Raw genomic sequence first — 17,249 nt, 5'->3', positions numbered from 1 at the left:
TAATATTCACTGAAGAATGGAAGACGTAGTATACTGTTTAAATGTTTCATGATGTTGTAAATGTACAGAATTTCTGAGGATCCAATATTTAAACCATTAAGACGTATTGCAGGGTTATAACAAGATTTGTTTTAAAAAAAACTTAACCATCCATCTATCTTAATGGCTTAAAATAATGGTTCAAAACAATTTTACTTGCGATTTTTGAAGCTAATTTCATGCCATAAATCCTTTAAAAGCAAAATACAGGATAAAGATGTAAAAACCGTATTTTATTATTTTCTTTGTCGGCTTATAAGTGTTGATTAATAAAGGATTAACGGTTTGTTTATCAGTGTTTGTTTTCATGAATTGTTATTTAATAATTAAGGACATGTTCAGAATATAAGTTTTTAATTTGATCTTCCCAGATTTCAATATCTTCGGGAGCCGCTTTATCTGCCTTATCAAAAAATAAATGTCGGATAATTTCCAGTCCGGAGTAGATGAAAATTCCATTATCCGAGGTTAGAGTAAGGGCTTTATCCATTCCGGTTTGTTCATATTCTTCATGAGATTTTCCGTGGGTATTGATAATGACAGTTTTTTTACCCGTCAGAAGTCCTTTCTGTATACCCTGATCATAACGATAAGCAAATCCGTAACTAAAGACCCGGTCTATATAACCTTTCATCATTGCAGGAAGACCTGTCCACCAGACAGGATAAATAAAAGTAATCTGTTCTGCCCAGGAAATATAATCCTGTTCAACTTGTATATCATCAGCTACTTTTCCCATGCGCTGTCCCTGCATATCAGCCAAAGAAAGTACAGGATCAAAACCTGTTGCATACAGATCTCTTACTACAATTTCCTGATTTCGGGATTCAAGCGTTTTAATAACGGTGTTTAAAAGTTGATGATTTAAACTGTTCTCATTCGGATGGGCGTAAATTATTAAATGTCTCATTGTTTTTCTTGTTAAGATTATTGAGACAAAAGTAGCCGGATGTACTTTTCAAAAATTGTAAGAAAACGAAACGGGCTATTTGGATTTTGGATTGCAGATCTCCTGCTGAAATTTTAAATACTGAGCTGGCGAAATGTTCATAAAATGTTTGAAATCATGAATAAGCTGGCTTTGATCATAATAACCACATTCATCAATGATGGTAAACCACTTCACTTTATTGTGCTTTCCGGTTGCCTCTTCTATGACTTTTACAGCTTTTAAAAAACGGTTATAGCGGTTAAGCTCTTTCAAAGAATATCCGAATTGCTCTTTCTGCTTGCGCTGAATATTTCTTTCCGTCTGCTGAGTCTGTTCTGCAATTACTTTGACCGGATTCAAAAGATCATTTTCAAAACTGCTCAAAAGTTTACTGGTAATATCCTGATGTTGAAGATAAGGTTTGCAGAATTCAAGGATGTGATTTACTTGTTCTTGAGTTGAAGCTAATTTTTTCAACTGTTGCCACAGATCTGTAAAACAATTTTCCTCCAGCAGTTCATCAGGATGCCTTACCAATTGTTCAATGGATATTTTTCCAAAAAATCTGAAGAAAGCATCATCTTTAAAATTGGCTACCAGAATAGAACAGCCTGCAGGAAGCGTATATTCAAAAGATTGTCTTACCGGACCAAATACCATACATTTATCAACACCAATGATCGTCTTCTCCCGGGTAGACATTGTAGTACTTTCTCCAAAGCAGAACAGCAGAATCGTCTGGTACGTGGGTAAAAGAGTTTTGGTAACAGATAGATCGGAAGTATTTTCAGCAAAATAAAAATGAGTAAATACATTTTCAAATTCCTGAGGAACTGAAATCCTAAACTCATTATATTCCGGTGTTAATTCCATAATTAAGAAATTAAGAAAAGTTTTTTGCCATTTTATAATTAGTAAGGGCAATTCCCTTTACATGAACAGTCTGTTCTTCAATTACATGAAAACCCATCTTTTCAAAAAATGGTCTGGCGGTTTTGCTTACATCTGCTGTAATTTGTTTCGTATCATGCTTCAGAGCTTCCTTTTCAATTTCATGGTAAAGCATCACTGCTGTCCCTTTTTGCTGATAATCTTTGTGTACAAAAAGCAGGTCAATATAGTTTCCCTTATCAAGAGTACAGAATCCTCTGATCTGATTTCTATTTTCAGCAATTAAAACATACTGACTGCTGATCACATTCATCCATCTTTTCTCGTTTTCTGCACCGGATTTCCATGCTTCAAGTTGTTGGGGATTGTAGTCTTTTTTGCATACCTCATCTATAGTGGATGTGAAAAGCTCCAGCATTTCCGGGAGATCTTTCCTGAGCCCTTTTCTGATGGTGATACTGTGACTATTGGATGTATTGCTGCTCATAAAGTTTTTGCTGTTCTTTATTAAGAAGTGGATAGAAAAGATTCATCTGCAGAAGCGTATAATGTTGTATTGCTTCTTGGGGACTGAGTTTTAAAATAAGCCTGTTGTGAGTAAGCCAGTTGTCTGCAATAATGAATATCTGTTCAGTAAGACAATCTACGATAAAATGAGGAACATCTTTCTGGAAAATATTACTCTTTTGAAGATCTGAAAAGATGAGCTGAAATTCCTCTTTTCTGCTGAAATTGATCCCTTCATACCTGGATTCTATTTCAGGAATCCGGTTGAGTATATCTATAAAATTAATAAATATAAAACGGTAAAAATAAAAGATCTCACAGGTAGAATAGGTAAACTGATAAAGATCTTCCAGACTTTTATTCTCCAGTTTTTTCATTTGGTTCAGAAGCTCATCCATTTTCTGGGTAAGCTCTGAGAAAAGAATTTTAATAATGTCTTCCGAGTGCCTGAAATGGTAATGCAGATTGCCTGCACTGATGTTGAGGTCAGCCGCAATATGCCTTGTGGTGATATTATTATATCCCTTTTCATTAAATAACTCCAGCGCTTTAGACAGAATTTTATCCTTGGTCTTCATAGCTCAAAGATAAGAATATAAGAACGGATATAAATCATATTTTTAAAATTAGAACAATTGTTCTAATTTTATATATTTGCAGAATAAAATCATAAGACAATGGAAGGCAAACCAAAATTTGATTACGAATCAGCAGGCAAAAACGAGGATGAAAGCAAAACAGATCCTCAGGAAGTTATATCCAAAATACTGCAGGTTGTTCTTGGGATAATAATGGCAGTACTCCACATGTGATGAAAAAAAGAATTTCATATTGGTTTCTGCTGGGACTGGCAGCCTGGGGAATGATTGTTTTGCTGAGACAAAACGGAATTTATATTCCCGTTATCAATGATTATTTTACGGACGGTATTACTGTTCCTATGTATTGTTATCTGATAGAATATACGATGAATTCAATCTTAGGCTATCTATGGAAACCAGATCTAAAATTTATATTGACTTCAGTGCTCTATCTGTCTTTTTTGTTTGAAGTGCTTTGCCCGAAACTATCTGCTCAATTTACCGGAGATGCTTTTGATGTACTTGCTTATTTTGCCGGAGGAATGGTATATTATTTTGTTGCAGTAAAGAATTTGGCTGTAAATAAATAAAAAAGCCAACAAATCTACATCGTAAAAGAGACTGCTGGCTGTGGTATAGTTTTTATCCTGATTCAATCATTCTGGTTAATCTCAGTTGTACTTTTTTATCAGCAGCATTCTTTCGATTATATATACAAGACAATTATTGAATCAGGAATGTTACATGAGCAGAAGAATATTTTTTAAACTTACCCCTTTGAATAAGGATAAAGAAATTTAGTCCCGATAACAATGAAGGATATCAGGACAGCTAAAAGCGAATGCAAGGGTTTTATTCCTGTTCCAGTTTGATAATAGGACCTTTGTAAAACTTGGTCAGATCATACAGATCAGCAAAATGATGTTGAAGCTCAGGAATGATTTTTCCGTCAAATTCTTTTGAATCACATTGGTTTTCTGCCAGAAGATATAAAGATTGGTTGTCCGGTTTCAGGTATTCACAAAGTATATTATCCTGATGCTGGTCTCTATTGATAATTTCTGTGAGAAATATTCCGTAGATCAGGAATTGATTGAAGTTTTTGGAATCTACAATATAATTCATGTCCTGTTTCAGGAGCTTTTCATAATCTGAAAGAATCTGGAGAAAGTTTTCGGCATGAACGGTTGTCGGTATTTCATAAAAAAGATCAATACCATTGATAAAAAGCTGTGTTTTAGCTTCCTCATGATCTGAAGAATATACTTTACTAAACCATTGAAAAATAAGGAGAAGCTCCTCCTGAGTAAGTTCTTCAACAGAATCCTTTACCTTGTTTTTGATATTTTCAAGTGTGTGTTTTGCATCAGATGGCAGGAATTGTAGAATATTTTCCTCTTCACGGTCAAGCTTATTGTACAAATTAATTTTGGCAATAGTAGGGTTGGTTTTGATGAAATAAAGTTCTTCCGCCATAGGTATTTACCAGATAATCTTTTGAAAATGGTTATTGAAAGATACAAAATATGCTTCAATCTTATTTAAAAAAATAATATGTAGCGAATGGTATAACTATTTTACCGTCTCATGCAGTGCAATTCTGTTTCCTTCTGAATCTTCAAATTCTGCTACGGCAAAACCATACTTTTCATCTGTTTTTTAGGATAGAAAACAGTTCCTCCATGTTGTACAGCCTTTTTCAGGGTATAATCAATACTCTCTGTTTTAAAATAAATAATAACACCGCTTTTGGAAGGTTTGTAGACATCACCTTTAGCCAGAGCTCCTGTAATCCCACTGTTTTTTTCTTCAAAAGGAAACAGTGCCATCTCATAACGGTCTATGATTTCTTTCTCAAAACTAAAGTTGAAAACAGCAGAATAGAACTTTTCTGCACGCTCCAGATCATGCACAGGGATTTCAAAATATACTACAGGATTAGTCGATTTCATATTTTTTCCAAGGTTAGTTTTCTATGATTGACTGCAAGATACAGTTATTAGTAATAAAAACAGGAAGAAGGAAACGGAGATTTCATGGCAGGGATTATTTTTTTGATCTAAAATAAAGTTTTTATCTGTATTTTAAAAATAGATAGACTTATCTATTTTTTGTTTAGATTTGTAAAAATTTTCACGATGAAAAAAGAAAAAGTTCGCGAGAGGATTATCAGGGTTGCCTCAGATTTATTTTATAAGCAAGGATTCAATTCTACAGGAATCAACCAGATTATTGCAGAAGCTGATATTGCCATCGGTTCACTGTACAACCACTTTTCATCTAAAAACGATCTTCTTCAGGCTTATCTGATCAAAGAAGAACTGAGCTGGTTTGAGGGGTACGAAAACAGCATGTCCAGCATTTCAGAACCCAGAGAAAAACTTCTGGCACTCATTGATTACAGGAAGAAACTACAAAAAACCTCTAAGTTTGCAGGATGTCATTTCATAAAAATAGTTTCTGAAATAGGAGAGGGAAATCCTTCTGTTTCTAGTTTTGCCAAGCATCATAAACAAAAACAGAAAGATCTGATTAAAACACTTGTAAAAGAATATGGTGTACAAGGAAAACTTTCTGATATTGATTTAGTAACAGAAAATATTTTCCTGTTAATAGAAGGAGCGGTTGTAACCTCCACCATCAGCAAACAAAATGATTCTTTTGATCAGGTTAAAAAAATTGTTCAGGGTTTATTACCCTAATTTTTTTTGAATATTAAAAAATAGATATATCTATATAAAAATGAAACATAAGTATTTGAAATTATTGGTTATACTCTTTGGTCAGTTACTGACGATTATGGATATTTTTATCATTAATGTGTCTATACCTTCCATACAGCGTGATCTTCATGCTTCCAACGGTGAAATGCAGTTTATGATTGCGGCTTATCTTATCGGATTTGCTTCTTTTCTGATTACCGGAGGCCGGTTGGGCGATCTCTACGGAAGAAAAAAGATCTATATCATCGGATTAATAGCTTTTATGGTAAGTTCTATGGCTTGCGGAATTTCCGCAGGAGCTGAGCAACTTGTTATTTCGAGATTTGTACAGGGGATAAGTGCTGCAATGATGGCTCCACAGGTTCTTTCCATGATTCAGATTTTATTTACTGCTCATCATGAGCGTACAAAAGCCATGGGTTGGTATGGGATCACTATTGGAATAGGAACCATTATGGGACAGTTTCTCGGTGGATATTTTTCATCGCTTACAATCATGGAAGAGCCCTGGAGACTTATTTTTCTGATGAATATTCCTATATGTCTGCCCGCAATTTTTCTTAGCCTGAAATTATTAAATGAATCCAAAACTTCAGTAAAGCAGTCTTTTGATATGGGTGGTGTTGCCATGCTTTCTGCAGGATTGTTCTGTGCTACTTATGCTCTTACGATGTCTGAACATGAAGGTTTTCATTTCAAAAATGCTGCACTGATGGTTATCTCAGCCGGAATTATTTTCGGTTTTATCAAAAATCAGAAGAGAAGAGTACAAAATAAACGTTCTTATCTGATTGATTTTGAACTGTTCCATTATAAAAATTTTAATCTGGGAATTTTGGCAGTTTCCTTCTTCTTCATTATGCTGGATTCCTATTTTTATATTCTGTCGCTTTTTTTTCAGAATGGATTAAAGATCAGTCCGTTAGCCGCTGGAGAAATTATAGTCTTTCAGGGACTGGGATTCATACTGGCGTCCGCAGTTTCTGTAAAACTGATTTTGAGATATGGGAAAAAAGCCCTGATTGCAGGGCTGAGCTTTATTATTGTTATTCTTATTCTTCAGCTGTTTTTATTCAGAATACAGATTGGCTTTCCCATTTTCTGCCTGCTGTTGTTTCTGCATGGGCTGGGAGTAGGCTCAATCATTCCTTCGCTGGCCAATATTGCCCTGTCGGGAATGTCTGAAAAGCTTATTGGAAATGCATCCGGGGTCTATAATACTTTTCAGCAGGTAGCTGCCATCATTGGAATTGTTGCTGTAGGAAGTGTTTTCTACTATTTTCTGGGAATGAAACCTTTGGTAAAGCATTATCACAATGCATTTTCAGTAGCCGTATTGATCAATATTCTCTGCCTGGTTTTTGTCATAGCTTCAGTTTTCAGAGTTCCTAATCATGTTCTTCCTGAAATAAGGCGGAAAAAATAATCAGGATTATTTGTTTGTTTTTTTTGATGAGGTTTTGACTTCACTTAACGTCGCTTTTGCAATATTTCTGGTCACTTCAGTAGGAGAGTGGCAGTCACAGTTGCTGAATCCTATCACATAGATATCCTCACTGGGGATATAAACACCCATGCTTTTAAATCCAAATACACTTCCACCATGTTCCCGGTCTGGAGTTCCATTAATATCTTTCAAATGCCATCCGTATCCGTAGGTAAATTCTTCACCATTGCTTAATTTATATTTCTTAAATGCTTTTTGGGTTTCTGTTGAATTCAGCAAGATATTCTGAAGTAAAACCTGCTGCCATTTCAGCATATCATCTACAGTAGACATCAGTGAACCTGAAGAAAAAGGAACACTGAAACTGATGACCGTTTTATTGACAAATCCCTGTTCTTTTTTGTGATAACCATAGGCTCTTTGAGGGATCATTTTTCTATCAGAAGCGTAATAAGAATGGATCATTCCTATTTTATCAAAAATATTTTTCTTAATAAAATCTTCATAAGAAGTTCCGGAAACCAGTTCAATGATATAGCCTAAAACTACGTATCCGGAATTGTTGTAATCAAACTTTTCTCCGGGAGCAAAATCTACAGGTTCATTCTTGAAAAAATTAACCATTTCTTCAGGCTTCATCTCTTTTTGTGCAATCGAAGAAATGGATTTCATTTTGGTAAAATCCTTAATTCCTGAGGTGTGTGTCAGAAGGTGATGAATGGTAATTTTATCTCCGTTAGGATAATCTTTAATGTATTTGGAAATGGGGTCGTTGACAGTAAGTTTGCCCTGTTGTTCCAGCATCAGAATAGCTACAGCGGTAAACTGTTTGGTCATAGATCCGATCTGGAAAACATTCTCCGGGGTCATATTGACATTGAGTTCAAGATTGGCTTTTCCAAATGCTTTCCGGTAGAGATTCTTTCCCTTTTGAGTAATCAGGAAAACGCCGCCGGGTTCATTTTCATTCCCGAATTCTGTCTGGATAATACTGTCAATTTTCTTTTCATATCCTTTAGTATGGATTTGAGCATCAATTATATTGCTGAAAAACAGAAGCAATATCAAAAAGGAAGTTAGTTTTTTAATAACCATATTTATGTAATTTGTTATACAAAGATATAATTAATTATTATTACTATGTTATACAATATAGTGATTTGTGTTTTTTTCTAAAAAATAGAATGAGTTTTTATAAGAAACTATTTTTCCACTGAGATTAACAACATCATAGGTCTGCGGAGTTCTTCTTTCATCTCCGGGATTTCTTTCAACATTTCCTGACCTGGTTCCGGTTCAATAATTTCTTTGATTTTGAAGCCGTGTTTCAATAAAGTATTTAAATAAGAAGTTAAGGTACGGTGGTATTTAATCACATTTTCTCCTAAAAAAGTAGTGTTTCTTTTTCCTTCCATAAAATAACGGTCTACGGGCCAACAGGTTTTTTCGCCGTTTTTATCATATACCCAGTCCTGACCGCCTTCAGCCGTGAAAACAGGATGCTCCACTGAAAAGACAAAAGATCCTCCGGGACTCAGCCATTTGTAAATATGCTGAACTATAGTATCGAATGATTCTACATAATGCAATGTGAGCGAACTCAATATGATATCAAATTTTTCAGCAGGATAATCAACATCTTCCAGAGCTTTTCTTTCATATCGGATTCCTTCCAGACTATTAATTTCCTGAGCTTTTGCCAGCATTCTTTCCGAAAGATCAATTCCGATCACGGATTCTGCACCATTTTCCATGGCATAACGGCAGTGCCATCCAAAACCACAACCTAGGTCAAGAATATCTTTTCCATGAAAATCAGGCAGCATATTTTTCAAAGTATGCCATTCTCCGGCTCCTTCCAATCCTATCTGTGAGCGGAGCATTTTTTCGTACTGGTCAAAAAATGACGGATTGTCGTATTTATTTTCTTTCATAGCATAAAGAAATTGACGGTTCTTTTGATGTTAAACTAATACGTTTCAGACTTTGAAAATCTTTCAGTCAAAGGAATTTTATCATTCCGGTAATTTTCTCCGGTGAGAAAGGCCTATGTAAATTTACGACAATTATATCAGAACCCAAATGCTGTTATATATTATTAAAGTATTGCTTGCGTCGGGAATTGATAAGTTACTTTTGATTTTTTCGCATTGCTTTAATCAGTTTGTCATTACGTTTATCCGCTCTTTCATTGTTTAAAGAAAGAATAGCCCATATAGCGGCAGGAAGCCATCCGATCAGAGTGATCTGTAAAATCAGGCAGATAATTCCGGTGAGAACTTTTCCACGGACAATGAAGGATAAGAAGGGAAGTAATATGGCCAGTAACATGATTTTTAAATTTTAATTGTACAGAATTTTAATGGGATTGAGGATCAAAATAAGCTTTAAAAGTAAGCGGATCTTCAGTTTTATCTTCAGCTTCTTCAAGATATTCTAAATATTCTTCCTGATGCTTTTCCATGTAAACAAGAACAATAGCCAGGTTTACAAACAGATTTTTGTCTTTAGAACCTAAGTTTAAAGCCATTTTTAAATACTCCAGAGCCTTTTCGTTTTCTCCCATATCAGAATAAACAGCACCAATATTAACCAAAGCAGAAGTGTTTTCAGGCTCAATCAATAAAATTTCATCCAGTTCTTTGACTAGTAGATCATTCAAAGTGTCCCAGTGATCTTCATTTTCCCATCTTTTAGCCTGAAGTTTTTTTACGTTTTCTAATCTTTGAGGTATCGTACTCATTATTTAAAATTACAGAATGGATGTTTCTTATGCTATACAAATTTAGCTTCTTAGAACAGAAAGATTCGTATTTCCTGTTCATTATTGTATTATTTGGTCTGATAACAGGGCTCGAACCTGTGTCCTCCCGGTCCAAGAGCCGGGTGCTCTGCCACTGAGCTATATCAGATATCAGGATAGATGCAGGGCTCGAACCTGCGTCAACCCGGGTGCTCTGCCACTGAGCTAATCTATCCTTTATTTTTCTTTCAGATTTTTCCTGAAAAATATTTATTCTGTTTTAAAACCTTTGCTAAAAAAGGATTTGAAACCGTTACACCATGAACCAGTTCGGGAGTGGGTCTGAACGGGCTTACTCCATGAGTACGGGGTGCAATCCAACCTGATTTTTCAGGATCTATGCCAGCTTCTTTACAAGCATTGACAATGGTTTCTTTATTACAAAAAACTTTTTCCTGAAAAACTTCCCACGGCAAAGGTACATTATTCCACACTTCTGTATTGGGATCAATCTTACCGCCGGAAGATAAGTGCCATGCGATAACATCGGCAGCCATCAGACGCATTACTTTTCCAAAGCAGAGATCGTCAAGAACAGAATCGAGCCCTAGCGCATAAATCAGATTCATCCAGTTATCTCTGGCTTTATTCCAGGCTCCGGCCGTATTATTCCAGGTGGTGGAATCATTCCCTTTTTTGACAGCCATGGTTTTTCGGTAGATATCATTTTCATTCCAAAGTATTTCCAGAAATTCTGAAATTTCTTCAAGAATAACGGTCCATCTACCTAATAAATTTCCTTTCTGTTCATCTGTCAAATGCTGTAAAACTTCTTTGGAAGAGTAGATATAGGAAATAGCTGACCAGTTTGTTTCTGACGGATTTTGTTTACATCGGTTGAAAAGCATTTCACATATTTCATCAAAAGGTCTGTCCTGACTTTGATTGGTAAATGTGCTTCTCAGATTGCTGCGCGCATTGAAGTAAGCAATAAAACATGCGGTATTCATATCAACGGAGAAATCTTCAAAGCTGATGGTATGAGAAAGACCGTGCTTGGCAATTTTCTGAAGCTCAATTTTTTTTGATTCCTGAATAAATTTCTGAAGCCTGATCTCAATTCGTTTTAGCAGTCTCCATTTTTTATTGTAGTTCCGCTTAGAAATATCCAGTCCGGCCAACTTCCTCAGCTCCCTGTTAAGGCGGTCACTTCTGAAATCATTTTGTCCGATATCTTTGTGAATAATCGGAGACACTTCTTTTAGGAAGACTTCAATTTCATCCACATTGTTATACCCTGAATTTTCTTTTTCATTGATTTTAAAAATCTCAATCGCTTTTTTGATCTGCTTTCCTGCTCCGATGGCTGTTCCAAAAGTTTCCAGCATCGAGGTATATCCATAGAAGTTTTTATTCAGCGAACGGCTGGCTGCTTTACTTAAAATAGCATGTTCCTGAATTTTCAGATCGCTTTTCATGAAATCAACGATCATTTCTGCAACATCTTCTGGACGTCTGCGTTCATCTAAGGTTGTATAAAGCTGTTTAATTGTTGCCATAAAGACAAAGTTAAAAGATATTTTTATTCACAAATATATTACTTAAGACCATCCTTTATTGCTGCTTTCAGGATTTCAATGTTGATATCTTTCAACGCTTTGAATTTAATGCAATATCCGGTTACGCTGGCTTTACCTATTTTATATCCATAGGTTGTGCTCAGATAGGTTTTATCGGCAATGTTGAGAACATAAATTGAGATTCCGGAAGTATTGGCACTCATTCCGATCTGATAAAAATCTCTGGTTTTTCCATCAGTATATTGTATGGTGTAGAATCCATATCCGATATTGGGATTGGAAACAGTCTTATTTTCACTGTTTTTTCCATCCAGAAACCATAACTGGCATTCCGGCATAAGGTCCAGAATGATGTGATGGAGTTCCTGCATATCATTGCGCTTCTTCTCAGGTTGTCTGTCAATATAGTCTTTGATCTGTTCTTGGATGGTCATGTGAAATTTCTAAATATAAAGATGAAATGTTTCATTTTTGAGGAAGATAAAATTCCATTATAGCGCTTGGGAAAATGGAAGAATAAACATTACGTTTGGTATTATAGCTTAAGGGATTTACTTGTACTAATTTTTTTATAGCATCTACGTATTTATCATCAATAATACTGTATATGTAATCTTTGAATTCAAAAGCATTTTTATAATGTTTATCAATGGTCTCTTTACTTGGATTAAGATATGTTTTCTGCAATACCTCAATTTGGAATGTTTTTTTTGTAACATCAAACAAGGGAAAAGAGTCATCAAAATATTCTTCGCCTAAAATATTTATTTTAGAATATTCATCAAAATGAACGTATTTATTTCTAATTGACATTAGTTCCAAAACATCTTTTACTACTTGTAATTCTAAATCTATATCTTTTTTGAAAAAAAGGGTATAAAATTTTATATTTTGTAATTTGTCTTTAAAAGAAGTATTTAAGTATTTTTTAAGTACATCAGTATAAATGATCAGTTCTTTTTTGATACCAATTCGAATTACTATATTTATAAATGATTCTATCATAAAAGCAGTGTTTAAAAGTAAAGACTTTGCTTTAGGATGGAATAATGTTAAATTATTTGTATAGTTTTCTAAATTATTAGTATACAGCTCTAATTTTTCTTGAGAAATGAGATGTCCTGCTATAGTTTCAGGTTCTTGTAAATCTATTTCTTTTATTTCTTTTTCTAAATTTTCTATTGAATTTAAATAACTTTTATAATGATTAATATAAACTATATGTTTTTCAAATTTCAAAATTTCACCATTGATTTCTTCTCTATATTTTTCTAAATTTTTTTGAAGGAATTGATGAATATTAAAGCTTTCATCATTATGATAATATGTAATTTCAAGTTGTTTACAAGTTCTAACTAAATGTATAAATCCGGCTGGATGTTCAATAGCAAAGTCCCACCATATAGGATTATCTAGAGGCATTCCTTCCTTCATTATAGTATATATACCATTAGGAGCTTTCAAAATGATTCTGAAAAGTGCATATAAATTTAGGCAGCTATATCGTAGATTCCAAATGGATTTAGTAGTATATTTTTTACTTTTTGAAAGATGTTCAATGTATTTTAAAGGAGGCAGGTTCCAATTTTTTATATCATAATCAATCATTATAGGTGTTTTTATAGTTATTAGTTTAAAAAATAAAGGTCTTTGAATTCAGGACCTTTAAATTAATATTCTATCCAAAAGCTCTTTTCAACAAACTCTCCACTTTCGGTTCGCTGCCTCTGAAACTTTTATAAAGTTCCATTGGATCTTTTGTTCCTCCTGAAGAAAGCAATACTTTATATTTGGCTGCAATCTCAGGGTTGAAGATTCCGTTTTCCTTGAAATACTGGAAAGCATCCGCATCCAGAACTTCAGCCCATTTGTAAGAATAATATCCGGCAGAATATCCGCCCTGGAAAATATGGGAGAAACTTGGGCTCATTGCCGTTTCAGCATTGGAAGGATAAAGAGTGGTTGCTTTGGTATATTTATCTTCAAAATCCTTTATACTTTCATTCTCCAACTCTCCAACTTTTGTATGATAATTCATATCCAGAAGTCCGAATCCAAGCTGTCTTAAAGTTTGATAGCCTTCCATAAAATTTTTAGACTGTTCAATCTTTTCAATTTTTTCGTCAGGAAGCACTTCCCCGGTTTTATAATGTTTGGCAAATGTTTTTAAGAACTCAGGTTCATAACAGAAGTTTTCCAGAAACTGAGATGGAAGTTCCACAAAGTCCCATTTTACAGAAGTTCCTGAGAGCGTAGGATATTGAGTATCTGCCATCATCCCGTGAAGCGCGTGCCCGAACTCGTGGAATAAGGTAGTCACTTCCTGGAACGTCAGTAAGCTAGGGGTATCTTTTGTCGGTTTGCTGAAGTTGCAAACGATTGAAATATGCGGACGGAAGTTTTCACCGTTTTGCTTATACTGATTTTTGTAGCTGGTCATCCATGCGCCGGCTCTTTTCCCTTTTCTTGGAAAATAATCAACATATAACAGAGATTTATAAATTCCATTTTCTTTTACTTCATATACTTTTACATCTTCATGGTATTTCGGAATATCATTTCTTTCCTCAAAAGTCAGTCCGAAAAGTTTTCCTGCCAATCCAAATACAGCTTCTTGTACCTGATTTAAAGGGAAGTAAGGTTTTAATTCCTCATCATTAAGATCAAATTTCTGCTTACGAAGTTTTTCAGCATAGAATGCATGATCATAGCCCTGCATTTCTTCAATTCCGTCAGCTTTGGCTAAAGATTTCAGTTCTTCAATTTCTTTATCAGCATATGGTTTTGCTTTGGTTAAAAGCTCGTTTAAGAAATCAAAAACTTTTACCGGAGACTTCGCCATTCTTTCTTCCAGAACGAAATCTGCATAATTTTTATACCCGATAAATTCAGCTTTCTGCTGTTTTAGATTAAGTAGTTCTTTAATCAGATTCTGATTGTCAAATTCTCCGCCATCAAAGGATTTTTTACCGTTTGCCAGCGCCAGTTCCTTTCTCAGTTCGCGGTTTTCAGCATACGTCATGAACGGAATATAGCTTGGGTATTGTAAAGTCACTACCCAGCCTTCAAGGTTTCTTTCCTTAGCCTCTTCTGCATACTGATCGATAATAGCCTCGGGAATTCCTGCAAGATCTTCCTTATTCGTAATATGTTTAAAATAAGCATTTGTAGAAGCCAAAACATTTTGTCCGAACTGTAAAGACTTTAAAGAAAGATCCATGCTGATTTTCTTTAATTTTTCTTTGTCTTCCTCATTCAATAAAGCTCCGCTTCTTACAAAACCTTTGTAGGTTTCATTCAGAAGCATTTCCTGCTCTTCGTTGAGATTATATTGATCCTTTTCATCATATACTTTCTTGATTTTGTTGAAAAGGGCTTCGTTTTGAGATATTTTTGAAGAATATTCCGTTAATATCGGAGAAACCTCTTGGGCAATCTGCTGGATCTCATCGCTGGTCTCAGCAGAATTTAAGTTGAAAAAAATATTTGAAACCACATCCAGCTGTTCTCCTGAATACGCCAATGCTTCAATAACATTTTCAAAAGTGGGTGCATCCGTATTGTTGACAATAGCATCAATTTCTGCTTCAGATTTTTGAATCAGCTCTTTAAACGCCGGAAGATAATCTTCATTTTTAATGTCACTGAATGGTGCTGAATGATATGGAGTAGTAAATTTTTCTGTTAAAATATTCATTTTTTGATTTTTTATAAAAGGTAAATGTAATGATTCATTGGGAATCACAGCTGAAACGCTCAAAAATAATGCCTTACTCACAAGCTATGACAAAAATACTTATCTTTAAATAATCTTGTCATATGGAAAGTGGGAGTGATGCGGGAATATTTAATTTTGAAACAGATTTAAAATAAATAACCTTAAAATATATAGACTATGAAAATACTCTTAAAAATCATTGCTGCCATCATTGTGCTGGCTATCATCTATGCTGTAATTGCAATACTGGCTTTCAGTAAAGATTATCATTATGAAAAATCTGTTGTCATTAATGCGCCCCAGGAAAAAGTATGGCCTTATGTAGGTACTTTAAAAGGCTACAATCAATGGGATCCTTTTTCCAAGGCTGATAAAAATATTGTGATTACGTATTCAGGGAACGGTGATAAATTAGGAGATTCCTATCACTGGAAAGGTGATAAAAATGTAGGAGAAGGAGAGCAGGCAATTACTGAGCTGGTTCCTAATCAGAAAATGGCTACAAAACTTCACTTTATAAAACCTTTTGAAGGAGATATGAAGGCTAATTTTGTTATGGTTCCCGAAGGAAGCGGTACCAAAGTGACCTGGATGATAGATAATGAACTTACTCCTATGATGAAAATTATGAAACCACTGATGAACGGAAACATGGATAAAATGTTTAGCCAGGGGCTGGGTGATCTGAAGAAACTTGCTGAAAAATAAAATGAAAGCCTTGTAAATTTTACAAGGCTTTTTTTATTACAATGTCCCGTCCTGAAATAAGTTGACACTTAATCAACTTATATTATGAAAGCTCAAGAATTAAAAAAGGAAAAACATACTCAAAGAGATTACAGTATAGGCTTTAAATTACGAGTTGTTTCTCAGGTAGAAAACGGTTATTACACTTATAAACAAGCCCAAAAAGAATATGGTATCCAAGGCAGAAGTACAGTTTTGGTTTGGTTGCGAAGATATGGTAACTTAGATTGGAGTAAACCTAAATTCCATATTATGCATAACTCTAAAGAAACTCCGGCTCAAAAAATTAAGCGTTTGGAAAAAGAATTAGCTGATGAAAAGCTAAAAACTAAGGTTCTTAATACCATGATTGATATGTCAGATAAGCAGTATGGCACCCAAATCAGAAAAAAGTTTTCCTCCCAACAATCTTCAGACTCCACAGAGAAGGAATAAGCATATCCAGGCTGTGCAGATTGTTTGGGATAAGCCGTCAGGCAGTTTATCAAAATAAGCAGAGGAGCTTAACCCGTGAAAAAGAATTACTAAAAATAAAGATACTCGTACAAAAAGTACGAATGGAAATGCCCAGACTTGGAACCAGAAAGCTTTATTACCTACTTAAAGAAGGGTTCAAAAATGAAGGAATCAAAATAGGCAGAGATGCTTTATTTGCTTATCTAAAAAGAGAGAATATGCTTGTGCGTGCTCAAAAAAAGTATGTTAAGACAACTTTTTCAAAACATTGGCTTAGAAAACATCCTAATTTATTGAAAGAATTAAAGATCGCAAAAGCAGAACAGGTTTTTGTAAGCGATATAACTATATTAAAACAAGGGAATCTACCTGCTATTTGTCTTTAGTAACAGATGCTTACAGCAGAAAAATCATGGGATATTCATTAAGCTCAAATATGAATACTGAGAATGTAGCCAAAGCTTTAAAAATGGCAGTGAAAAATAGAGTTTCAAATACTCCTTTGATTCATCATTCAGATAGAGGACTGCAGTACTGTTCTGGCTATTACCAAAACATGCTTAATAAAAATAGAATAAAACCTTCTATGACTGATGGTTATGATTGTTATCAAAATGCATTGGCTGAGAGAATTAATGGAATATTAAAGCAGGAATTCTGTTTTGTAAAACAAAGAATATACAAGACTTAAACTCTTTGATAAAAGAAAGTATTAATATCTACAATACTAAAAGACCACATTTAAGTCTTAATATGCAAACGCCAGATAAAGTGCATAAAAAATCCGAAGAAAATAAATACTTCTCCGGATTAAATATTGTCTAATTTTATGTCAACCTATTTTAGGACGACTCACAATTCTTTCTTACCAATTTTGTTTACCAAG

At 34.5% G+C, this 17,249-nt stretch carries 19 protein-coding genes, 2 tRNA genes and 1 pseudogene; 6 read left to right on the top strand and 16 right to left on the bottom strand.

All coding sequences use genetic code 11. The features are described 5' to 3' along the window. Window positions 1-358 precede the first annotated feature (358 nt). From DYR29_RS10815 to DYR29_RS10800, 4 genes are all read right to left on the bottom strand, one after another. Complete coding sequence (locus DYR29_RS10815) at window positions 359-949, bottom strand: NAD(P)H-dependent oxidoreductase (RefSeq protein WP_213280475.1); 591 nt, start codon at window positions 947-949, stop codon at window positions 359-361. 75 nt (window positions 950-1,024) lie between these two features. Next, window positions 1,025-1,843 carry a helix-turn-helix domain-containing protein gene (locus DYR29_RS10810; RefSeq protein WP_213280474.1) on the bottom strand — a complete coding sequence of 273 codons (819 nt, stop codon included), beginning with the start codon at window positions 1,841-1,843 and terminating at the stop codon, window positions 1,025-1,027. A 10-nt stretch (window positions 1,844-1,853) separates the two neighbouring features. Next, on the bottom strand, window positions 1,854-2,348 hold the full coding sequence (locus DYR29_RS10805; RefSeq protein ID WP_213280473.1) for a GNAT family N-acetyltransferase: 495 nt from the start codon (window positions 2,346-2,348) through the stop codon (window positions 1,854-1,856). After that, the gene (locus tag DYR29_RS10800) at window positions 2,326-2,946 is read right to left on the bottom strand and encodes a TetR/AcrR family transcriptional regulator (protein WP_213280472.1); all 621 of its coding nucleotides are present in this window, start codon (window positions 2,944-2,946) and stop codon (window positions 2,326-2,328) included. Before DYR29_RS10800 ends, DYR29_RS10805 begins: the two co-directional genes overlap by 23 nt. 99 nt (window positions 2,947-3,045) lie before the next feature. Here DYR29_RS10800 and DYR29_RS22925 point away from each other — a divergent pair, with 99 nt between their 5' ends. Together DYR29_RS22925 and DYR29_RS10795 are read left to right on the top strand one after the other, a co-directional pair. Further along, complete coding sequence (locus tag DYR29_RS22925; protein ID WP_262712106.1) at window positions 3,046-3,180, top strand: hypothetical protein; 135 nt, start codon at window positions 3,046-3,048, stop codon at window positions 3,178-3,180. Continuing rightward, a complete protein-coding gene (locus tag DYR29_RS10795) occupies window positions 3,180-3,539 on the top strand; it encodes a hypothetical protein (protein WP_213280471.1) in 360 nt (119 codons plus the stop codon). Before DYR29_RS22925 ends, DYR29_RS10795 begins: the two co-directional genes overlap by 1 nt. A 262-nt stretch (window positions 3,540-3,801) precedes the next feature. Here DYR29_RS10795 and DYR29_RS10790 read toward each other — a convergent pair whose 3' ends face one another. Together DYR29_RS10790 and DYR29_RS10785 are read right to left on the bottom strand one after the other, a co-directional pair. Further along, window positions 3,802-4,425 carry a hypothetical protein gene (locus DYR29_RS10790; RefSeq protein ID WP_213280470.1) on the bottom strand — a complete coding sequence of 208 codons (624 nt, stop codon included), beginning with the start codon at window positions 4,423-4,425 and terminating at the stop codon, window positions 3,802-3,804. Window positions 4,426-4,577: 152 nt separating this feature from the next. Further along, window positions 4,578-4,901, bottom strand: a complete 324-nt coding sequence (locus tag DYR29_RS10785; RefSeq protein WP_249413668.1) for a VOC family protein — start codon at window positions 4,899-4,901, stop codon at window positions 4,578-4,580. A 186-nt stretch (window positions 4,902-5,087) separates the two neighbouring features. On the opposite strand from DYR29_RS10785, the gene DYR29_RS10780 reads away from it, so the two are divergent. Both DYR29_RS10780 and DYR29_RS10775 read left to right on the top strand, forming a co-directional pair. After that, a complete protein-coding gene (locus tag DYR29_RS10780; RefSeq protein WP_213280469.1) occupies window positions 5,088-5,651 on the top strand; it encodes a TetR/AcrR family transcriptional regulator in 564 nt (187 codons plus the stop codon). Window positions 5,652-5,691: 40 nt separating this feature from the next. Then, window positions 5,692-7,098, top strand: a complete 1,407-nt coding sequence (locus DYR29_RS10775) for an MFS transporter (protein ID WP_213280468.1) — start codon at window positions 5,692-5,694, stop codon at window positions 7,096-7,098. A 6-nt stretch (window positions 7,099-7,104) separates the two neighbouring features. Here the strand turns inward: DYR29_RS10775 and DYR29_RS10770 are convergent, their stop codons facing one another. From DYR29_RS10770 to DYR29_RS10725, 10 genes are all read right to left on the bottom strand, one after another. Next, on the bottom strand, window positions 7,105-8,214 hold the full coding sequence (locus DYR29_RS10770; RefSeq protein WP_213280467.1) for a serine hydrolase domain-containing protein: 1,110 nt from the start codon (window positions 8,212-8,214) through the stop codon (window positions 7,105-7,107). Between the two features lie 107 nt (window positions 8,215-8,321). Next, window positions 8,322-9,053 (bottom strand): class I SAM-dependent methyltransferase, encoded by a 732-nt coding sequence (locus DYR29_RS10765; protein WP_213280466.1) that lies wholly within the window; start codon window positions 9,051-9,053, stop codon window positions 8,322-8,324. 196 nt (window positions 9,054-9,249) lie between these two features. Next, entirely contained in the window at window positions 9,250-9,450 is a 201-nt protein-coding gene (locus tag DYR29_RS10760) for a YqaE/Pmp3 family membrane protein (RefSeq protein WP_213280465.1), read from the bottom strand. A 28-nt stretch (window positions 9,451-9,478) separates the two neighbouring features. After that, window positions 9,479-9,862 (bottom strand): tetratricopeptide repeat protein, encoded by a 384-nt coding sequence (locus tag DYR29_RS10755; RefSeq protein ID WP_213280464.1) that lies wholly within the window; start codon window positions 9,860-9,862, stop codon window positions 9,479-9,481. A gap of 96 nt (window positions 9,863-9,958) precedes the next feature. Beyond that, a tRNA-Lys gene (locus tag DYR29_RS10750) sits at window positions 9,959-10,031 on the bottom strand. A 4-nt stretch (window positions 10,032-10,035) separates the two neighbouring features. Continuing rightward, window positions 10,036-10,098 (bottom strand) — tRNA-OTHER (locus tag DYR29_RS10745). 12 nt (window positions 10,099-10,110) lie between these two features. Beyond that, window positions 10,111-11,421 (bottom strand): hypothetical protein, encoded by a 1,311-nt coding sequence (locus tag DYR29_RS10740; protein WP_213280463.1) that lies wholly within the window; start codon window positions 11,419-11,421, stop codon window positions 10,111-10,113. 38 nt (window positions 11,422-11,459) lie between these two features. Beyond that, on the bottom strand, window positions 11,460-11,876 hold the full coding sequence (locus tag DYR29_RS10735) for a DUF1801 domain-containing protein (protein ID WP_213280462.1): 417 nt from the start codon (window positions 11,874-11,876) through the stop codon (window positions 11,460-11,462). Window positions 11,877-11,907: 31 nt separating this feature from the next. Further along, window positions 11,908-13,050, bottom strand: coding sequence for a hypothetical protein (locus DYR29_RS10730; protein WP_213280461.1), 1,143 nt, complete (start codon window positions 13,048-13,050; stop codon window positions 11,908-11,910). A 70-nt stretch (window positions 13,051-13,120) separates the two neighbouring features. Further along, complete coding sequence (locus DYR29_RS10725; RefSeq protein WP_213280460.1) at window positions 13,121-15,139, bottom strand: M3 family metallopeptidase; 2,019 nt, start codon at window positions 15,137-15,139, stop codon at window positions 13,121-13,123. Between the two features lie 198 nt (window positions 15,140-15,337). Between DYR29_RS10725 and DYR29_RS10720 the strand changes: the two genes are divergently transcribed. Both DYR29_RS10720 and DYR29_RS10715 read left to right on the top strand, forming a co-directional pair. Further along, window positions 15,338-15,868: an SRPBCC family protein gene (locus tag DYR29_RS10720; protein ID WP_213280459.1), complete on the top strand. Its 531-nt coding sequence runs from the start codon at window positions 15,338-15,340 to the stop codon at window positions 15,866-15,868. 84 nt (window positions 15,869-15,952) lie between these two features. Continuing rightward, a pseudogene (locus tag DYR29_RS10715) lies at window positions 15,953-17,188 on the top strand (IS3 family transposase). Window positions 17,189-17,249: the final 61 nt, after the last annotated feature.

The organism is Chryseobacterium indologenes, assembly GCF_018362995.1.
Taxonomy (GTDB): domain Bacteria; phylum Bacteroidota; class Bacteroidia; order Flavobacteriales; family Weeksellaceae; genus Chryseobacterium; species Chryseobacterium indologenes_G.
This window is presented reverse-complemented; position numbering and strand designations above follow the sequence as displayed.